Here is an 18,619-nt window from a genome sequence, read left to right on the forward strand (position 1 = left end):
GCACGCGGCGAGCGCGGCACGCAGCCCCTCTGATATCAGGGCGTGTAGGGCAGGTCGGGGCGCAGGATCAGCGGCCATGGCGTCGTTTCCGCGTCGAGGTCGATCTGCACCTCGATGAGCGCGGGCTTGTCCGCCGCGATGGCCTCTTCGAGGATCGGCCCGAGCGCTTCCGGCGTGGCCACGCGGTGGCCCGCAACGCCGCTGGCCTCGGCGAGTTTCATATAATCCATACCGGGCAGGTCGCTGGCGACGGTGCGCCCGTCGAAATTGGTGATCTGGTCCCGGGCGACATTGCCATAGGCCTGGTTGTTGAACACAATCGCGACGACTCCGATGCCATGCTGTGCGGCGGTGGACAGTTCGGAAGCGGCAAACATGAACCCGCCATCTCCGAGGACCGTCACCACCGCCTTGTCCGGACAGCCGACCTTGGCGCCGAGTGCCGTGGCATAGGCGAAGCCGAGATTGCCCTGATAGCCGGAGGTGATGTAGGTGCGCGGCGCGTAGACGGGCCACGCAAAATACGAGGCGTAGCCCGCCTGACACATGTCTTTCACGAAGATCCCGTCGCGGGGCAGCGCCTTGCGGATGACATCGAGATAGGCGACCTGCGGCTGGATCTGCGCGATCTGTTCCCTGGCGTGTGTGCGGGCCTCTGCGATGCGCTGCGGATCGCCGGTTCGGGCGATGCCTTCGGCGGCCAGCGCGTCGTTCAGCGCGGCGGTGCCGGCAGCGGAATCCGCAAGGACCCCTGCATCGGGTTTGAGCCGCAGCATCTCCTCGGGGTCGATCTCGATCCGGATCAACCGACGCTCGGCGGTGATCCTGTCGGACGGATCCATCATGCCGCGCCAGCGCATGGCCTGCAATTCGCAGCGCGACCCGATCCCGATCAGCACATCGGTGTCGCCCCATAAGTCGTAGGCGGTCACGGAGTCGACGCTCAGCGAATGGTCGGCTGGGAGAACCCCGCGCCCGCCCCGGAAGGCGGTGACCGGCGCGTTGAGCCGTTCCGCAAGAGCCCGGACCTCGGGGCCGGCATGTTGCGCACCGGAGCCGAGCATGATCATCGGATGTCTGGCCGATTTCAGGAGCGTGGCGGCGGCGGCAATCTGTGCGGGATCCGGCGCGGCGGGTTGGGCTGGTGCAGGGATGTCGGCGTCGGTCACGGGGCCTTTTTGCGCCATGCGGTCCCAGCACATCTCGAGCGATACCGGGCCGGGTCGTCCGCTTGTCATCGTCTCGAAGGCCCGATCGACCAGAGCCCGTGCCGACGCCGCATCCTCGATGCGTTCTGCCCATTTGATGAACGAGGACAGCGTTGCGCGTTGATCCGGAATTTCGTGCAGATGCCCGCGCCCCTTGCCTAGAAAGCCGGAAGGCACCTGACCGGTGAGCAGCAGCACCGGTGCGTTTACCGCCATGGCTGTGCAGAGCGCCGCCCCTGTATTCAGCACCCCCGGACCGGGCACGACGGAATAGACACCGGGACGGCCTGTTGCCCGCGCGTAGCCCATGGCCATGTAGGCGGCCGCCTGTTCATGCCGTGGGCCGATGACCCGCAGGGAGCCTTCTGCTCGCTTGAGCGCGTCCATCAAAGGGTAGGTCTGCACGCCCGGCAGGGCAAAGACCGTATCAACCCCATGGGCTTTGATTGCGCGCACAATGGCTTCGCCACCTGTCACGAGCTCTGTCATCCTCTGTCTCCTGCGCAATGGTCGGGCGGGTCAGCCTTAAGACGGAGCGTAGACCGGGGCGTTGCAAGTCCGCAACGGCTTCCTGGGCCGGGCGCCCGTCGGGTCGGCTTCGATGTCGGGGCGGGAGGCGCGCTTTTGCGGCGCATCGACATGCCCCCTGATCAGGGCGGCGCTGTCCTCAAGCAGACGGGGTCGCGACGGTCCTGTCAAATACAACCGAAAGAGGCATTTGATCGACCTCAATGACCGCAAACCGTGATTCCCCGCAAGGTTTGAAGATGGGGAGTTCACGCAGTGTTCCGAGATGACCGCTCTTTTGGGGATGACGGCGGTTCTGCGGCGTGTGCTGGCCAGGTTCAGAATACCCGAGTAGGGCGCATGTCGAAAATCACCATGGATGCACTCGCGCTGGACGCGCTTGCCTGTCTGGCGTCGCGCCGCTCGGCGACCGGTTTGTCGGCTCCGCGTTCCGCGTCGGAAGCCGCCTTGCAGGAGCGGTTTGAGGGTTTGATCCTGTCAGGAGACGTCGACGCGGCCTTTTCGTTGGTCAGGGGGCTTCTGGCTGAGGGACAATCCTATCACGCCATCGTTGACACACTGTTTGCGGACGCCGCGCGGCGCCTCGGGGCGGCATGGGAGCAGGACGCCTTTTCTTTTGTGGCCATGGGCCGTGGTGTCGCCACCCTCCTGCAGACGAACGCGGCGCTGCGCGACGTGCAACAGGTCGTCAAGCCGGGGTCTGGTGCGCAGGCGCTGTTTGCCAGTTTGCCGGATCAAAAACATACCCTCGGGATCATCTGTGCGGCGCAGGCCTTTCGCCGGCAAGGCTGTCGTGTCGATCTTCTTCTGGGGGCTGCGGGCGAGGATATCGTGCTCGACCTGCGCCTTGGCCGGGTCGCCCTGTTGGGGCTGACGGCGGGGCGGGAAGACCGGCTTGGCGCCATCGCGACACTGGCGGCCCGGGTCAAGGAGAGCGCCAATCCGCCGGCCATCATCCTTGGCGGGGCAGCGGCCGCGAAGGTCGCGGACGGTGACTGTGCGGGACTAGTCGATTGCGTGGCGCATGACCTTGAAACAGCGCTCGCCTTTGCGCAGCGGGTTGGTGTGCGCCTCAGTCAGTAGGGGCTTGGCGCGAAGCCTGTCGCTTCGGGTGGCGCGCACAAAACGGGTGGTGGCCTATCGGATTGTGCGGTCGGACGGGATGAGCGCGGCGTCTCGTCTTGTGCGGCGTGCCGGATGGGCGGTGGCGTATCGGCTTGTGCGGTCGGACAGGATGGACGGTGGCGCTTTGGGTCGGGGCTGCGGGCTTGCGCGGGCGCGGTCTGGCGGGACGCGGACCGCGTCATGGCTCGAAACGCAGGCTTGATGTGGCCGCAGAGACGTGCGGTAGTCCGGATCATGGCGCGTTTGGCGCTGAAAGGACCGCTTGCATGATTGCCTATGTCACTGTTGGTGCCGATGACCTCGCGCAAGCGAAACGGTTCTACACGGCCTTTCTGCCCGTGCTGGGCTACGGGCTCAAAGAAGGACCGGAGGGGTTGAGCTTTGCCTTGCCCGCCGTGCCGGGGCACAAGGTGGCTCTTCCGGATTTTTACGTGAAACCGCCCTTTGACGGGCGTCCGGCTTCGACGGGCAACGGGGCGATGGTTGCCTTTGAGGCACCGCACCAACGCACGGTGCGCGCGCTGCATGCCGCTGCGCTGGCGGCTGGCGGCAGGTCCGAAGGCGCACCGGGGTTTCGGGACGCTTACGGGCCTCAATTCTATGTGGGGTATCTGCGCGATCCGCAGGGCAACAAGATTGCGCTTTTTTCAAGCAACCCTGACGAACCGGGGCGGGACGCGTAGCGCGGTGCACCGGATGCCGCGTGAGGGGCACGGGGCGCTGTCCCGGGGCGGATGCAGCGGGGATCAGGGAAGGCCGTCTTCGGCTGAAGGGCTATCAGGCGGCGGAAAGCGTGTTTTTCGCCTTGATGTGCGTCGCCGTGTGAGGGGGCCGGTTTCCCAACAGGCGGGGCACGCCGTGGCGGCGGGTGACCCGGTTGACTGAACGGCGTATTGCGGCGGGGGGGGGGACGGATCGGCCCGATCAAACCGGGCGCGGCTTGGGGCCGTTGTGGTGCAACCGTGGCCGTGCAACCGACATGGTGTAACCGTCGTGGTGCAAGCCATATCACCGGCTGCCGCCCTTGATATCTCGCGCAGCAGTCGGAGCCGGTTATGTCCTGTCCCGGACGGCTGTGACTATGGGCGGTCGGAGCGCGACTCCGGCGGATCGTCATAGACGGACCAGCCGTATTCGCCGGGCGGGTCCGGCAAGTCGCCCTTGCGCAGGTTGCGCGACATATAGGCCTTGGCGATAAAATTTGCCGTGATCGGCGCGGTCAGGAAAAGGAACAAGGTGATCAGCAGTTCGTGGACCGAGACATGCCCCGTCTTGGCAAAAAAGAAGATCATCGACGCAATCAGAACGCCGCCGACCCCAAGTGTTGTGGCCTTGGTCGGCGCATGCAGGCGCTGCAAGGGATGTTTGAGCTTGATCAGCCCGAAAGAGCCGACAAAGCCAAAGACGCCGCTTACGACAAGGGCGGCCGAGATAAGGAGTTCTGCAAAAAAATTCATGGTCCTGCCCCTATTCGATGATGTCGCCGCGCAGCAGGAAGCGGCAATAGGCCACCGTCGAGACGAAGCCCACCATGGCAATCAGCATCGCGGGTTCGAAATAGATCGCCGTGCCACGCCAGATCCCGTAGAGCACGAGCAGCGCGATGATGTTGATCACCATGGTATCGAGCGCGAGGATCCGGTCGGCGGCATCCGGACCGACGGCAATGCGCCACAAATCCAGAAGCAGCGCGATGCCATAGCAACTGGCCGCGAAGGCAAGGGCGTATTCGATCATGGGAAGATCTCCAGAAGGCGGCGTTCGTAGCGGGTCTTGATCTCGGTGCGCACATCGTCTGGGTCGTCGGTGTGCAGACAATGCACGAGGATGGCGCTGCCATCCGCCGCCAGGGTCGCGGACACCGTTCCCGGTGTCATCGTGATCGTTCCGGCCAGAACGGTGATGGCCTCGGCCGAGGTCAGTTCAAGCGGCACCGTGATCCATTGCGAGCGAATGTCGGGTTCGCGTTTGAACAGGATGATCGCCGCCACTTGCACATTGGCCACGACGATATCCCACAGCACGACCAGCATGTATTCCGCGATCTTCAGCGGGCGGGCAATGGTCGGCCTGTTGGGCCAGTAGGGGGCTGTCAGCATCGGAATGACAAGACCGAACAACGCGCCCAGCAGCAGGTTGCCCAGCGTGAACGTGTTGACGAGTCCAAGCCAGACCAGAAGCAGCGTCAGGCTCAGGATCGGATGCGGGACCAGGCGGGTAAACAAGGCTCAACGCTCCTCTGCGGGGCTCAGGACAGCGTTGACATAGCCCGCGCGGTCAAAAAGCTGTGTCGATGTGTCTTCCAGATAGGCCGCGACCGGACCGGCGAAGATCGCCAGGCCGGCAAGCATGGCCAGCCCGACCATCGCGGGCGCGACCTGCATGGCCGTGGCCGGGGCTTGGGCGGCATCGACTTCTGCGGGTGTCTTGTCCGCGGCATCGGGTTCTGACGTGACAAGGGCGGTGGATTTCCAGAACAGCGTGCTGCCGGCGCGCACGAAACCGACGATGGTCAGCAGCGAGCCTGCAAGGATCGCGGTCCATGCCCAGCCGATGATCCCCGGCGCCCGGAGCGCATCGAGAACGAGCAACTTGCCGAGGAACCCGCTCAGGGGAGGCATGCCCGCCATGGCGATGGCGGCGGCAAAGAACAGCGCCGCAAACAGTCCGTTCTGCACCGTGGGCGTTTGCGGGCGCAGCGTGTCCGACGAGCGCCGGGACAGGACGAGATCCGCGATCAGGAACAGGCAGGCGGCGGCAAAGGTCGAATGCACGAGGTAGTAAAGCGCCGCCGTGGTCGCCGGAACGGAGAAAGCCGCAACGGCCACCAGAAGCGTGCCCATCGACCCGACAACCGAGAAGGCGATGAGCGGCATCAGGCGACGCGCGCCCAACACGCCAAAGGCCCCGATGGCAATGGTCACGATGGCGGCGGGGAACAACCAGGCCCCGGCGAGGTCCTCCGTTCCCGGCACGCCCGGTCCGAAGACCACCGTGTGCACCCGCAGGATCGCATAGGCGCCCACCTTGGTCATGATCGCAAAAAGGGCGGCAACGGGTGCGGGCGCGTTGGCATAGGTCGCGGGCAGCCAGAACTGAACCGGGAAGAGCGCGGCCTTCACCGCAAAGACGATCATCAGCAGCATGGCGGCGACGCGCACCAATGCGGCCTCGTCGGCGGGGATCTGTGGGATACGCACCGCCAGATCGGCGATGTTGAGCGTGCCGGTGGAGGCGTAGAGCGTTCCTAGTGCAAACAGAAAGAGGGTGGAGCCCGCAAGGTTCATGACCACGTATTGCAGTCCCGCGCGCACCCGTTCCTTGCCACCGGAATGGATCATCAGCCCGTAAGAGGCGATCAACAGAACCTCGAAGAACACGAACAGGTTGAACACGTCACCCGTGAGGAACGCGCCGCAAATCCCCATCAGCTGGAACTGGAACAACGCATGGAAGTGCCGCCCCCGGGCGTCCCAGCCGGTGGCGATGGCATGGATCAGGACGATCATCGCCAGCACGGCGGTGAGCAGCACCATGAGTGCGGACAGCCTGTCGAGCACCAGTACGATGCCGAAAGGCGCGGGCCAGTTCCCGAGCCTGTAGACATGGGTTGTGCCGTCCGCCGCCATCACCGCCAGCCCGATGGCGACAGCCACCAGAAGCACCGTTCCGGCTACCGAGGCGACGCGCGCAAGCGTGATGTCGTGGCGCATGACAAAGCCGATCAGCGGCGCAAGCAGCGCGGGAAGAACGACGGGGAGAATGATCCAGTGCATCACGCGCGCCCCTCCGGTTCGGTCTGATCGGTGTCATCGGTGTCTTCGATGTCCTGGGCGGCGATGTCGATCCGGTCGCTATCCGCTTCGAGATAGGCGCCAAGCCCGATCATCACCAGAACGGCGGTCATGCCGAAAGAGATCACGATTGCCGTGAGCACCAGCGCCTGCGGCAGCGGATCGGTATAGGTGGCATCGCCGTATTTCGACAGGATCGGCGACTGGTCGATGGCCAGCCCGCCGCTGGCGAACAGGAAGACGTTGACCGCATAGGACAAAAGCGCGAGGCCGAGGATGACAGGGAAGGTTCTGAGCCGAAGGAGGAGGTAGACCCCACCGGCGGTCAGAACGCCAATGCTGCTTGCGACGAGGATTTCCATCTCAGCGCTCCGCCTCCTGTTCGTCTTTCAGGCCCGGGTCGTAGTCCATCGGGCCTTCGTTCACGGTGGCCCCCGCAAAGCGTGCGATACGGCTGAGGCTGTAGAGCATCAGCATCACCGCGCCGAGAACCGTGAGGAAAACCCCGAGGTCAAAGAGCATCGCCGTGGCCAGTTCGAATTCCTCGATAGGCGGCAAATGCACATAGGTGTAGGCGCTGGTCAGGAAGGGCGAGCCGGACAGCCAGGAGCCGACGCCGGTAAGCCCGGCGATCACCACGCCAAGGCCGATCATCGTGTGGTATTCGATCCGCTTGCGCTCCTGCGTCCAAGCAAAGCCGGATGCCATGTATTGCATCAGCAATGCGATGGCCACGACCAGACCGGCGACAAAGCCGCCCCCCGGTTCATTATGCCCGCGCAGGAAGATGTAAAGCCCCACCACAAGCGCGATCGGCATCAGCACGCGCGTGACCACCACCATCATCAGTGGATGCCGGTCGCGCGAGCGGTCCTGTGAAAAGTCGGTATTCTTCAGACGCCGGGCCGCGGGCCCGTCCAGAAGGGCGTGCATCAGGGCATAGATCACAAGGCCGGCGATCCCGAGGACGATGATCTCTCCGAAGGTGTCATAGCCCCGGAAATCCACGAGGATCACGTTGACGACATTGGTCCCGCCGCCGCCCTCGTAGCTGTTGGCGACATGGTAGTCCGAAATCGTTTCGATATCGCGCATCATGAAGGCATAGGCCAGAGCACCGACGCCGCCACCGGCCCCCAGCGCAATGACCGCGTCGCGGAACTTCAGGCCGGTGGGGCTTTCCCGGGGGGTCAGCTTGGGCATGAAATGCAGTGCGAGAAGCAACAGCATGATCGTCACGGTCTCGACCGAGATCTGCGTCAACGCGAGGTCGGGAGCCGAGAGATAGGCAAAACCGGCAGAGATTGACAGGCCGATGATCCCGAGGAGGACCAGCGCCCGGAACCGGTGATGGTGCATGACCACGACGGACACCGTGGCCACAACCAGCATGATCCAGCCCACCGCGATAACCGGTTCGACCGGCAACAGACCACGTGTCGGCGCGGACAGGCCGCTGGAGGCATAGGCGACCCAGCCAAGACCGACGGAGGCTGCGGTAAAGATGGCGAGGTAGCGGCTGATCGCGCCGTTATGGCCGATCTCGGTGATGCCACGGCTCAGGGCAACGATGGCGGCCATCAGGCGGTCGAAGATCGCCTTGGCCTCGGGTCGCGGTGCGGCGGCCCAGATCTTGTCGAGCGGGCCATGCAGCGCGAGCAGCACAGCGCCGCCAACCACGGCGATCACGGACATCCACAGCGCCGGTGTGACACCGTGCCAGATCTTGAGATGCGGGTGCAGATCGGCTCCGGTCACGGCGCTGGCGGCCGCGGTGACGATGCCCTCCGCAAGGAAGGGCGCAACGCCGATAACGATGACCAGAACAACCAGCAGCGCGGGCGCGGCCCACATGCCGAACGGGGGATCGTGCGGTTTGTGCGGGTAGTCGTCGCGCACCGGACCAAGAAACACGTGACTCACGAACCGGAAGGAATAGGCGACAGAGAGCAGCGCCCCGATCGTGGCCATCACGGGGACGGCATAAGGGCTCGAGAACCAGTCCGTATGCGAGGCCTCTTCGAGCATCATTTCCTTGGACAGGAAGCCGTTGAAGAGCGGAATGCCGGCCATCGACAAGGCGGCAACCGTGCCGATCAGGAAGGTGATGGGCATCAGGTGGCGCAACCCGCCCAAGCGTTTGATATCGCGGGTATGGGTTTCGTGATCCACGATTCCCGCCGTCATGAAGAGCGCGGCCTTGAAGGTCAGGTGGTTGATGATGTGAAACACCGCAGCGACCGCGGCAGCCTGTGTGCCAAAGCCCAGAAGCATGGTCAGAAGGCCCAGGTGACTGACCGTCGAGAAGGCCAGCAGCGCCTTGAGATCATCCTTGAAGAGCGCGATCAGCGCGCCAAGCACCATGGTCACAAGGCCCGTGGTGGCGACGATATAGAACCACGCATCCGTTCCGGAAAGCACCGGCCACATGCGCGCCATGAGGAACACGCCTGCCTTCACCATGGTGGCCGAGTGCAGGTAGGCAGACACCGGCGTGGGGGCGGCCATCGCATGCGGCAGCCAGAAGTGGAACGGGAACTGCGCCGATTTGGTGAACGCGCCCAGCAGGATCAGGATCAGCGCCGGCAGATACCACTCCGACGAGCGGATTGCGTCCCCGGCCTGAAGGATGTCCGTGAGGTTGTAGCTTCCCGCGATGTTGCCGAGGATCAGCATCCCGCCGATCATGGCAAGCCCGCCTGCGCCGGTGACGGCGAGCGCCATGCGCGCGCCCTGTCGTCCTTCGGGCAGGTGTTTCCAATAGCCGATCAACAGGAAGGAGCTCAGCGAGGTCAGCTCCCAGAAAACAAGCAAAAGCAATATGTTGTCTGAGATGACAATGCCAAGCATCGCACCCTGAAACAGCAGGAGATAGGTGTAGAACTGGCCCATCGGATCTTCGCCCGACAGGTAGAACCGGGCGTAGAGCGTGATCAGAAGACCCACCCCGAGGATCATCGACGCAAAGAGAAGCCCAAGCCCGTCAAGAAAGAAGGAGGCAGACAGCCCGAGTTGTGGAAGCCAGTCGACTTCGGCCTGAATCACCTCACCACGCAGCACCGCGGGGGCGAGAACCATCAGCATCGTCAAGGCAATCACCGTGGGAACGGCTGTAGAGATTGCACAGACCGTGCGCCCCGCGCGGATCATGAGTCCCGGCAGCAACGCACCGATGAAGGGCGCAAGTGCGATCAGAAAAAGGAGAGGCCCCCCGTCATCCATGGTGCGTTCTTCTCTTTGTTGTTTGTTGCGTTCACTCGTATCGGGCGCTGTAAGGCACTACAACGAAGCACTTTGCCGCGCAATCATATGTCTGGCCAAGGCCGCGCGGCTTCTTGGCTCGCCTGTTGCGTTGGAGACCCGGACCGGTGGGACCGTCCCAAGGCCGCAATTGCCGGATTCGGTCGGCAGGTGAACCGCATGCGGCGCAGGCGGGTGGGCCATGCGTGGCGCCCACCGGTCGCCACGGAGCCATTCCGATGGGGGCTGGCGCCCACGCATCCATGGGCTTTCGGCTGCGGCTTGCACGGTCGGTCGGGCATGTCTAGCGCAGACCCGCGCCGGACAGAGCATGCATCAGGGCGTCTTTCTGGTCGGGGCGAGGACAGGGGAACATGCGGGCGGTGTGGAGAGCGCTTCGGCTCCCTCGTCAAGCGTGAATGTCCCGAATGTCCAGACCTGGGCGTCGCTTCGGGCCAGGGCGCATTCCTCCAAAAATCCTCCAGAAACCTGCCTTCCTGAAGGCTAGACCTTGGATGGGGCGAACGCGGCTCGGGACACCGATCAACAAGGAGACAACCCTGAAAAGCCTGATCACACTAGCCTTTATCGCGACAAGTTGCGTGAGGACCGCCATGGCAGACCGCATCCGCCTGGCAAACGATGCCACCGTCGCCGCCTCTGTGGACCGCTTGACGCAAGCCGTGGAAGCCGCCGGTGCGCGCGTTTTCACCACTGTTGATTTCGCCCGCGGGTCTGCCTTTGTGGGGGAGAGCCTGCGCCCCACGACAGTGGTGATATTCGGCAGCCCCAAGATCGGCGCCAAGGCCTTGCAGCACGGACAGACCATGGCGCTCAACCTGCCACTGCGGATCCTGTTCTACGAGGATGTCAACGGGCAGACATGGGCCGCCTGTGATGAATCGACGGCGCTTGCTCCGTCGCACGGTCTGGCCGCGGACCATCCGGCGGTTCTTGCGATGCGCGGCGCGCTGGAGCGGTTCTGTGTTGCGGGGACGGGAGACTAGCCCTCGGGCCCGGCGTGGTGGGTTGCCGGGCTCCGGGCACGTTTCAAGCCGTTCGGCATGACACCACGCGCGTCACGCCCCCCTGTCTTGCGCCGGCCGGAGGACGGAGAGCGGGCTCAAAGCCCGATCTTCACCGCGCGATCAAGGATGTCGACGCCCTGTTGCTTCCAGAACAGCAGGATGTCGATGAAGATCCAGTTCTCGGCCAGCTTGTCGCCGTCGCGGCGGTAGATGTCGATCACCCGCAGTTCCGCGGGTTTGTCGGTCGCGGGCATACCCATGAAGCCGCCTGTGGGCCGTGCCGTGAAGTTGGGCCAGCCGAAAAACCCGCCATAGGCGCCTTCGGCCAGACGCGCGATGTGCTTTGTCTTGGCGCGGTCGGTGAAGCTGGCGCGGAACGGGCCGGAATGCTGTTCGGCGTAGCGTTCGATCGTGTAGGTCGCGCCGATCCCCGCGGGGCCCCACCAGAGCATGTCGTCATGCCATGTGCGCGCAAGCTCTTCCGTGAGCGGCAGGCCGAGATTCCATGTGCCGAGGTCGGAGATCATGGCATTGATCAGGGCGAGGGTTTTCTCGCCTTCGGCGGCGGGTTGCGCGTCCATCAGCAGGCCGTCATGGGTCATCGGGCCCGGCTGCACCAGCGATGCGCCGGTTTGCGGCGGGAAGGGGTTTTGGCCGGCCTGCATCATCAGGTGGGGGATGTCGAAGAACATCGCCTCTTCGGCCACCTTGTCGCCCACGACGCGCACAAAGCTGCAATAGCGCAGCATGGTGAGTTTGCGCGTCGGGCGGATGCCGAGCCATGGCGCATCGAACAGACCCATGAGATGGCCCATGGACACGACCCAGATGCTGGCGTTGTCGTCCATGTGGTTGCGCCCGGCAAAAAAGATGTCCTGCCGTCGTTGAATATGGACCAGCGCAGTCTTGAGCGGGGCCCAGAACTCGCGCGCGACGTCCGGCGCGGCGCTGATCTCCTCGAAGGGGCAATAGCCGTGCCATGTGAAATCGGGCGTCGTGAGATAGTCCATGACCGCTTCGATGCCTGCCGGATCGGCGGCGTCGATAGCGGTGTAGTAGCGCGTGGCAACGGCCTTGGCGTCTTGCAGGGCCGGGTCGAGTGTGGCGGCTTGGTCGTTCATGATGGTGCCTGTGAGGGGTGCCGGTGGCGGGCTTGTGAGGGGGCTTTGGGATGAAAAAGGCGGCGGGACCATCCCGCCGCCGTGGTTTGGGGTGCGGTCCGCGCCGGGTGTCAGCCCTTGACCGCGCCTGCGGTGAGGCCGGAGACGATCTGGCGCTGGAAGAAGAGCACCAGCACGAAAAGCGGCGCGGTGGCCGAGACCACGGAGGCCACGGCGAACATCACGTTGCCTTCCTCGAAGGTGGAGCCGAGGAAGCTCGCCACCTTCGGCACCATGGTCTGGTTGTCCTGGCTGAGCAGCATCGCGGTCACGGCGAAGTCGTTATAGGCCAGAAGGAAGCTGAACAGGCCGGTGGTGATCACGCCGGGCCACATCACCGGGATGATGACATGGCGGAACGCCTCGAAACGGGTGCAGCCGTCGACCATCGCGCTTTCGTCGAGATCCTTGGGGATGTTGAGGAAGAACGAGTGCAGCATCCAGAGCGTGAAGGGCTGGTTGATCGCCACAAGCACGATGATCGAGGTCGGCAGATGGCCCCAGAGGTTCCATTCGAAGAACGGCAACAGATAGCCGGAGACCAGCGTGATATGCGGCATCGCGCGGAACACCAGCGCCACCATCAGCAGCCAGAACGCATAGCGGTAGCCCGAGCGCGCAAGCGCGTAGCCGCCCAGTGTGCCCAGCGTGAGCGAGATCACCACAACGCAGAACACAACGATCACGGTATTCACCGCGGCGAGCCAGAACTCCTCCTGCACCCAAGCGCCGTAATAGGCGCGCCCGGTAAAGGCGGAGCCGGTGGCCTGTTCGGTGAAGGTGCCGGTGAGCGCGTTGGTCCAGTCGGCCTTGGAGAAGAAATCCGCCTGCACCTTGAAGCTGCCCCAGAGGGTCCACAGGAACGGGAAGGCGGCGAGGATCAGCCAGATCACGACAAGCGTTGTCGAGACGATGACAAGCGTTTGGGAACGCTTTTGTGCGGTAACGCTGCTCATGCTCTCAGACCCTCTTGCGGTTGAAGTCGCGCCATGTGCGGATCAGCACAGGCGACAGCAGGATGGCGACCCCGATAATGGTCAGCATCGACGTGGCGGCCGCGGATCCGAACCGTTGCGTGTCGCCGCGCAGGTCGTTGTAGATGATCCAGCTCAGCGATTGCGCCGAGGCCTCGGCGGAGAAGCCGACGATCGGTTCGAACACCTTGAAGTTGTCCATCAGCTGGATCAGCGTCACGAATACCGCGAGCGGCGCGAGATGCGGGATCACCACGTAGCGGATGCGTTCCCAGCGGCTGGCGCCGTCGATCATCGCGGCTTCGAGGGTCTCGCCGGGCACGGTTTGCAGCCCGGCATAGAAGATCACGAAGGCAAAGGGCGCGGAAGACCAGACGCCGTAGATGATCAGCGTGATCCAGGTGAGCGTGGGCGATGCCTTGAGTGACAGCTCCGGATCGTCGAGGAGCACCTGAAGCGATTTGCCGATGATCCCTTCGGCGTCGATCATCCAGAACAGGATCAGCGAGCCGATCAGCGGGGTCACGATCATTGGCAAAAGGGAGAAGAAGATGGTCGGCCCGCGGAAGACACGCGGCAGGCCGTTGACCCCGAGCGCGATGGCAAGTCCAAGCCCCAGCACCAGCGGCGTGCAGACAAAGGTGTAGGTCAGCGTGAAGGCCAGCGCGCGGTAGAAGGGCAGGTTCATCACCTGACCCCAGAACGCCCCGAGGCTTTCGCTCTCCGCCCAGGCGGTGGCCAGTTCCTGCGTGGCGAGGTGGCCGCGATTGACATAGGTGCCAAGCCCGTTGAACCGGCCGAGCGGCTGTGCGTCGCGCAGCTCTTGCGTGGCTTCGAGATCAACGGTCGTTTCCGTCTGGCAGCCAAAGGGGCCACAGTTTTCCGAAGTGATCACGACCTGTTCATGCTCCACATAGAGCGACTGGATCACAACCGAGATGATCGGAAAGAAGATGAACAGGATCATCGCCGCCAGTGACGGCAGGATGAACCAGAGGAACGTGCGATGGGGCATGGCTGGATCCCGTGTCTCGCCCGCAGGGGCCGGAATGGCCGGGCGGCGCGGTAGGGGCTGGGGAGGGACGGGGCGCCGTAGCGCGCCCCGTCCGCTTGTCAGGGTTGGGCCGTGGTCAGGCCCGGACGCTTATTGCAGGAAGCCTTGCTCGCGCGCGGCCTCGGTATAGGCCGCCTCGACATCGGCAAGCGCCTGTTCCGCGCTTTCCTGCCCTTGCAGGAAGGCGGAGAGCTCGTTGCCGAGGGCAGTGTGCAACAGACCCATATAGGGCAGCATCGGGTAGGGTTTTGCACCGGCCTGCGCCGTTGCAGAGACGCCTTCGGCCTGAGGGCCGGGCTGGTAGGCGGAGCTCAGCCAGACCGCTTCGCTCTGGTTGGCTTCCACGGTTGCCGGACCGATCCCATGCACCATCGCCTGGAAGGTCGCCGCGGCGTCTTTGTCGGAGATGTTCTTGGCGATGGTGAACCCGTCCCACCACAGGGTCGAGGCCGGCAGCGAGCCGCCATCCACGGTGGGCGCCGCGACGAGCTTGGTGTTGTTCACAACTTCGGGCGTGGAGCCTTCGTCATCGAGCATGCCGCCGCCGCGGGAGCCCCACATGTAGGCCACCGCCAGCTCGCCGGATTCCCAGAGCGCCTGGGTCGCATTGCTGTCAAAGGTCAGGAAATCGGGATTGGCGTATGCGTTCAGTGCGGCCAGCATTTCCAGCGTCTTGAGGCCGGTCTCATTGTTGATCGCAACCTCGGCGGTGCCGGGTTTGAAGAATTCACCGCCGTGACCGAGATACATGTTGATGAATTCCTCGCCGAGGTTCCACCCGGTCTTGGTGTTCATCGCAAAGGGGTGCTCCATGATGCCGGCCTCTTCGATGGCCGCCAGCACGTCGAGCACCTCCTCGTAGGTGGTCGGGATCTCCTTGCCGACCTGCTCGAGGATGTCGGTGCGCACATAGAGGTGCTGGGCGTTGGCCATGAAGGCGATGGCCATCACGTTGCCGCCGACGCTGACCTGGTTCAGCTTGGGCAGATCGGGGGCGTATTCAGCGATCAGATCGTCCAGCGGACGGATCAGACCTTCGTTCATGAGCGGAACGATGGATGAGTTCGCCACGACGGCGGAGGTGTATTCCGCCGGATTCGGCGTCAGCGCGGCGACTTGCAGGTCGCGGTGCTCGGTTGTCTGGTTGAGCACGACCTCGACCCCTTCGCCCGCACAGTCCGCCGCAGCCGCATTGACCGCGCGGAGCGCGCCGAACTCGTTCGACAGAACGCGGATCGATCCGCTTTCGATCGGGCAGGATGCGATTGCCGTGGTGGCCGCGAGCGCGGCGAAGGCGGTGCTGAGCGCACCCAGTCTCAAAGTCATCATGGTCCCCATGTCTCCCTGTTGGCCGCGCACCCCGGGGAGGGGCGCGATCTGTTTGTGCCCGGACCCGCACGTGACGCGACCCCGGGGACGCAGGCACGCCAGATCGAATCGGCGGAGCTTGCATTCGTTTGCAAGCATGCGCGAGGTCATAGCGTCATTTCAAGAAATTCTTGGCCTGTGACCAAAATTCATGCTGCATGCAAATATGCCTTGCTGGAACGTGAGAATCGCCTCTACACTTATGCAAACGTATGCAATGGAAAGGGCGTGTCATGGCCGAAATCCAACTGCGCAACATCTCCAAACGCTGGGGCAGCTTCGTCGGCGTGCAGAATTTCGACCTGACGATTGCGGATCGGGAATTTCTCGTTCTGCTCGGTCCGTCCGGTTGCGGCAAGACCACGACAATGCGCATGATCGCCGGTCTTGAGGAGGCGACGGAAGGCGACATCCTCGTCGATGGCAAGCGGGTCAACGACCTCGACCCCAAGGACCGCGACGTGGCGATGGTCTTTCAGAGCTATGCGCTCTACCCCAACCTCAATGTCTACGAGAATATCCGGTTCCCGCTGAAGATCCGCCGGGTGCCACAGGAAGAGCATGACGAGCGCGTGCGGCGGGCCTCCGCGATGGTCGAGCTGGACGATTTCCTGCATCGTCGCCCTGCGGAGCTCTCCGGCGGCCAGCGCCAGCGCGTGGCCCTTGCCCGCGCGATCGTGCGCCAGCCCAATGTGTTCCTGATGGACGAGCCGCTGTCCAATCTCGACGCCAAGCTGCGTGTTTCGACGCGGGCGCAGATCAAGAACCTCAGCCACGAGCTCAAGGTCACCACCATCTATGTCACCCATGACCAGATCGAGGCGATGACGCTGGCTGATCGGGTTGTGGTCATGTCCAAGGGGGTGGTGCAGCAGGTTGGCACGCCGACCGAGATCTATGACACGCCCGCCAATACCTTTGTGGCGAGTTTCATCGGCAACCCGGCGATGAACCTGCTGGAGGGCGCGCTCAAGGATGGTGTCTTTACCGGAAAGAACGTCCGCATTGCAGGGTTGACCGGGCCCGACGGCCCCGTGACGCTCGGCTATCGCGCCGAGGATGCCTCGGTCGCGGAGGGAGCCGCCGGAGAACTGGCCGCGCCGGTCTATTCCATCGAGCTTCTGGGTGATGCGACCATGGTGACGGTCCGCTCCGGCTCTGCGCTGGCATCGGTCAAGGCGTCCAAGGAGTTCCGTGCGGAAATCGGCGACGCGTTTTCTGCCCACATCCCGGCATCAGCCTGTCACCTGTTCGACGCAACCACCGGTGAGCGGATCTCGCGATGACGCCGGCGACGCATGTCGGGCAAAGCGCTGCATGCCTTCTGGCGCCGCGGTTCAGGGACGATGCGAAGGGGTGCGAGAACACGGACCTGTTGCTGCAGCTTCGCGAGGGTTTCTTGCGGTTTGGCGGTGTGGGCTACGACGTGCGGCGCGGGATCGGCGGTCCCGCAGAGCGCATGCCGGGATCGCTCGGCGCGGCCGGTGCCGAGCGTGTTGGTCGCAGCGCGGCTGGCAATCGGATGGAGCGTTTCGATTTTTGCGAGGGAACCCGTGACAGGATCTCCGTGGGGGTGATGCGCACCACCAAGTGGCTGCGCAGCCCCGGCAGGGCGACCCTCCGGGTGGCAGACAGGCACATTGCGGATGGCGCGCTTTCTGGCGATGGCGCCGTCATGCGGAAGACACCCGGTCGCGATGCCTTTGGCAGCGCAGGACGGGACAGACAGGGCCGGGACGCGCATGGGTCCCCGGCAGCGGAAGGGACGTGACATGACCGTAGAACATCTCAAGAGTGGCAAGCCGGCCAACGAGGTTGCCGAGGACGATGCGCGCGTGCGCGCGATGGTGGAAACCACATTGGCCGATATCCAGAGTCGTGGCGACGCGGCCGTGCGGGAGCTTTCCGCGAAGTTCGACAAATACGAGCCGGCGGCTTTCCGGCTGACGCAATCCGAGATCGACGCGGCGATGCAGAAAGTCTCCGCACAGGACATGTCGGATATCCGTTTTGCGCAGGACCAGATCCGCAATTTTGCCGAAGCGCAGCGGGCGTCCATGACCGATATCGAGGTGGAGACCATGCCGGGCGTCGTGCTCGGTCATCGCAACATCCCGGTGCAGTCTGTCGGGTGCTATGTGCCGGGCGGAAAGTTCCCCATGGTGGCCTCTGCGCATATGTCCGTGCTGACCGCGTCGGTGGCGGGTGTGCCACGTATCGTGGCTTCCGCGCCGCCGGTCGACGGTGCGCCGCACCCGGCCATCGTGGCGGCGATGCATCTGGGCGGGGCGCATGAGATCTATGTGCTTGGCGGGATTCAGGCCGTGGGCGCGATGGCAATCGGGACCGAGACAATCGACCCGGTGCACATGATTGTCGGCCCGGGCAACGCCTTTGTGGCCGAGGCCAAGCGGCAGCTTTTCGGGCGGGTGGGCATCGATCTGTTCGCCGGGCCGACAGAGACCATGGTGATCGCGGACGAAACGGTGGATGCGGAGATGTGCGCCACGGATCTGGTCGGGCAGGCCGAGCACGGCTACAACTCGCCCGCCTGTCTGATCACCAATTCGCGCAAACTGGCCGAAGAGACCATGGCGGAGGTTGACCGGCTTCTGGGCATTATCCCGACCGCCGAGACCGCGGCCGCAAGCTGGCGTGACTATGGCGATGTCATCCTGTGCGACACCTATGAGGAGATGCTCGCCGTGGCCGATGAAATGGCCTACGAGCATGTGCAGGTCATGACGGATCGCGACGACTGGTTCCTTGAGAACATGACCTGCTATGGGGCGTTGTTCCTGGGGCCGCGCACCAATGTGGCCAATGGCGACAAGGTGATCGGCACCAACCATACGCTGCCGACGAAGAAGGCAGGGCGCTACACCGGCGGGCTTTGGGTTGGAAAATTCCTCAAGACCCATTCCTACCAGCGGGTGCTGACTGATGAAGCGGCGGCGATGGTGGGCGAATATGGCTCGCGCTTGTGCATGCTCGAAGGTTTTGTCGGCCATGCAGAGCAATGCAATATCCGCGTGCGGCGCTATGGCGGGCGCAACGTGCCATACGGTGCGGCGGCCGCCCCGCGCGATGCGGCGGAATAGCGGATTGCCTGATTGTGGGGGCGGGTAAACCCGCCCCGG

The 18,619-nt window shown here is 64.0% G+C and carries 17 protein-coding genes; 6 read left to right on the top strand and 11 right to left on the bottom strand.

The features are described from left to right. Positions 1-35: 35 nt before the first annotated feature. Complete coding sequence (locus J1C49_RS10160) at positions 36-1,697, bottom strand: thiamine pyrophosphate-dependent enzyme (RefSeq protein WP_227445705.1); 1,662 nt, start codon at positions 1,695-1,697, stop codon at positions 36-38. A 378-nt stretch (positions 1,698-2,075) separates the two neighbouring features. On the opposite strand from J1C49_RS10160, the gene J1C49_RS10165 reads away from it, so the two are divergent. Together J1C49_RS10165 and J1C49_RS10170 are read left to right on the top strand one after the other, a co-directional pair. Next, positions 2,076-2,819: a hypothetical protein gene (locus J1C49_RS10165; RefSeq protein WP_227445706.1), complete on the top strand. Its 744-nt coding sequence runs from the start codon at positions 2,076-2,078 to the stop codon at positions 2,817-2,819. 308 nt (positions 2,820-3,127) lie between these two features. Continuing rightward, positions 3,128-3,544, top strand: a complete 417-nt coding sequence (locus J1C49_RS10170; protein WP_227445707.1) for a VOC family protein — start codon at positions 3,128-3,130, stop codon at positions 3,542-3,544. A 396-nt stretch (positions 3,545-3,940) separates the two neighbouring features. On the opposite strand, the gene J1C49_RS10175 is transcribed toward J1C49_RS10170, so the two are convergent. From J1C49_RS10175 to J1C49_RS10200, 6 genes are read right to left on the bottom strand one after another with little or no spacing between them, the layout of a single operon-like run. After that, on the bottom strand, positions 3,941-4,318 hold the full coding sequence (locus J1C49_RS10175) for a Na+/H+ antiporter subunit G (RefSeq protein ID WP_227445708.1): 378 nt from the start codon (positions 4,316-4,318) through the stop codon (positions 3,941-3,943). Between the two features lie 10 nt (positions 4,319-4,328). Beyond that, positions 4,329-4,598 carry a K+/H+ antiporter subunit F gene (locus J1C49_RS10180; RefSeq protein ID WP_227445709.1) on the bottom strand — a complete coding sequence of 90 codons (270 nt, stop codon included), beginning with the start codon at positions 4,596-4,598 and terminating at the stop codon, positions 4,329-4,331. Then, positions 4,595-5,086, bottom strand: a complete 492-nt coding sequence (locus J1C49_RS10185; RefSeq protein WP_227445710.1) for a Na+/H+ antiporter subunit E — start codon at positions 5,084-5,086, stop codon at positions 4,595-4,597. Before J1C49_RS10185 ends, J1C49_RS10180 begins: the two co-directional genes overlap by 4 nt. Before the next feature lie 3 nt (positions 5,087-5,089). Further along, the gene (locus J1C49_RS10190; RefSeq protein WP_227445711.1) at positions 5,090-6,640 is read right to left on the bottom strand and encodes a monovalent cation/H+ antiporter subunit D; all 1,551 of its coding nucleotides are present in this window, start codon (positions 6,638-6,640) and stop codon (positions 5,090-5,092) included. Then, complete coding sequence (locus tag J1C49_RS10195) at positions 6,637-7,017, bottom strand: Na+/H+ antiporter subunit C (RefSeq protein WP_227445712.1); 381 nt, start codon at positions 7,015-7,017, stop codon at positions 6,637-6,639. The genes J1C49_RS10190 and J1C49_RS10195 overlap by 4 nt, the downstream gene beginning before the upstream one ends. A 1-nt stretch (position 7,018) precedes the next feature. Next, on the bottom strand, positions 7,019-9,877 hold the full coding sequence (locus tag J1C49_RS10200) for a monovalent cation/H+ antiporter subunit A (protein WP_227445713.1): 2,859 nt from the start codon (positions 9,875-9,877) through the stop codon (positions 7,019-7,021). Positions 9,878-10,509: 632 nt separating this feature from the next. Between J1C49_RS10200 and J1C49_RS10205 the strand changes: the two genes are divergently transcribed. Further along, positions 10,510-10,902, top strand: a complete 393-nt coding sequence (locus tag J1C49_RS10205; RefSeq protein WP_227445714.1) for a DUF302 domain-containing protein — start codon at positions 10,510-10,512, stop codon at positions 10,900-10,902. 116 nt (positions 10,903-11,018) lie between these two features. Here J1C49_RS10205 and J1C49_RS10210 read toward each other — a convergent pair whose 3' ends face one another. The 4 genes from J1C49_RS10210 to J1C49_RS10225 form a co-directional block, all read right to left on the bottom strand. Next, positions 11,019-12,044: an ester cyclase gene (locus tag J1C49_RS10210; RefSeq protein WP_227445715.1), complete on the bottom strand. Its 1,026-nt coding sequence runs from the start codon at positions 12,042-12,044 to the stop codon at positions 11,019-11,021. 110 nt (positions 12,045-12,154) lie between these two features. Continuing rightward, entirely contained in the window at positions 12,155-13,039 is an 885-nt protein-coding gene (locus J1C49_RS10215) for a carbohydrate ABC transporter permease (RefSeq protein WP_227445716.1), read from the bottom strand. Between the two features lie 4 nt (positions 13,040-13,043). Next, entirely contained in the window at positions 13,044-14,072 is a 1,029-nt protein-coding gene (locus tag J1C49_RS10220) for a carbohydrate ABC transporter permease (protein ID WP_227445717.1), read from the bottom strand. A 129-nt stretch (positions 14,073-14,201) separates the two neighbouring features. Further along, positions 14,202-15,437, bottom strand: coding sequence for an ABC transporter substrate-binding protein (locus J1C49_RS10225; RefSeq protein ID WP_227445718.1), 1,236 nt, complete (start codon positions 15,435-15,437; stop codon positions 14,202-14,204). Positions 15,438-15,712: 275 nt separating this feature from the next. Between J1C49_RS10225 and J1C49_RS10230 the strand changes: the two genes are divergently transcribed. The 3 genes from J1C49_RS10230 to hisD are packed head-to-tail and all read left to right on the top strand — an operon-like array spanning position 15,713 to position 18,580. Continuing rightward, positions 15,713-16,765, top strand: a complete 1,053-nt coding sequence (locus J1C49_RS10230; RefSeq protein ID WP_227445719.1) for an ABC transporter ATP-binding protein — start codon at positions 15,713-15,715, stop codon at positions 16,763-16,765. Further along, positions 16,762-17,250, top strand: a complete 489-nt coding sequence (locus J1C49_RS10235; protein WP_227445720.1) for a hypothetical protein — start codon at positions 16,762-16,764, stop codon at positions 17,248-17,250. The genes J1C49_RS10230 and J1C49_RS10235 overlap by 4 nt, the downstream gene beginning before the upstream one ends. Before the next feature lies 1 nt (position 17,251). Next, complete coding sequence (gene hisD, locus J1C49_RS10240) at positions 17,252-18,580, top strand: histidinol dehydrogenase (protein ID WP_227445721.1); 1,329 nt, start codon at positions 17,252-17,254, stop codon at positions 18,578-18,580. Positions 18,581-18,619 lie beyond the last annotated feature (39 nt).

The organism is Cognatishimia sp. F0-27, assembly GCF_020667845.1.
Taxonomy (GTDB): domain Bacteria; phylum Pseudomonadota; class Alphaproteobacteria; order Rhodobacterales; family Rhodobacteraceae; genus JAFMPQ01.

Bases quoted from the DNA above. Each gene is read 5' to 3' on its own strand.
- J1C49_RS10225 (WP_227445718.1), bottom strand. From the start codon at position 15,437: ATGACTTTGAGACTGGGTGCGCTCAGCACCGCCTTCGCCGCGCTCGCG.
- J1C49_RS10180 (WP_227445709.1), bottom strand. From the start codon at position 4,598: ATGATCGAATACGCCCTTGCCTTCGCGGCCAGTTGCTATGGCATCGCG.
- J1C49_RS10215 (WP_227445716.1), bottom strand. From the start codon at position 13,039: ATGAGCAGCGTTACCGCACAAAAGCGTTCCCAAACGCTTGTCATCGTC.
- J1C49_RS10170 (WP_227445707.1), top strand. From the start codon at position 3,128: ATGATTGCCTATGTCACTGTTGGTGCCGATGACCTCGCGCAAGCGAAA.
- J1C49_RS10195 (WP_227445712.1), bottom strand. From the start codon at position 7,017: ATGGAAATCCTCGTCGCAAGCAGCATTGGCGTTCTGACCGCCGGTGGG.
- J1C49_RS10210 (WP_227445715.1), bottom strand. From the start codon at position 12,044: ATGAACGACCAAGCCGCCACACTCGACCCGGCCCTGCAAGACGCCAAG.
- J1C49_RS10160 (WP_227445705.1), bottom strand. From the start codon at position 1,697: ATGACAGAGCTCGTGACAGGTGGCGAAGCCATTGTGCGCGCAATCAAA.
- J1C49_RS10165 (WP_227445706.1), top strand. From the start codon at position 2,076: ATGTCGAAAATCACCATGGATGCACTCGCGCTGGACGCGCTTGCCTGT.
- J1C49_RS10200 (WP_227445713.1), bottom strand. From the start codon at position 9,877: ATGGATGACGGGGGGCCTCTCCTTTTTCTGATCGCACTTGCGCCCTTC.
- J1C49_RS10205 (WP_227445714.1), top strand. From the start codon at position 10,510: ATGGCAGACCGCATCCGCCTGGCAAACGATGCCACCGTCGCCGCCTCT.
- J1C49_RS10230 (WP_227445719.1), top strand. From the start codon at position 15,713: ATGGCCGAAATCCAACTGCGCAACATCTCCAAACGCTGGGGCAGCTTC.
- J1C49_RS10220 (WP_227445717.1), bottom strand. From the start codon at position 14,072: ATGCCCCATCGCACGTTCCTCTGGTTCATCCTGCCGTCACTGGCGGCG.
- hisD (WP_227445721.1), top strand. From the start codon at position 17,252: ATGACCGTAGAACATCTCAAGAGTGGCAAGCCGGCCAACGAGGTTGCC.
- J1C49_RS10235 (WP_227445720.1), top strand. From the start codon at position 16,762: ATGACGCCGGCGACGCATGTCGGGCAAAGCGCTGCATGCCTTCTGGCG.
- J1C49_RS10175 (WP_227445708.1), bottom strand. From the start codon at position 4,318: ATGAATTTTTTTGCAGAACTCCTTATCTCGGCCGCCCTTGTCGTAAGC.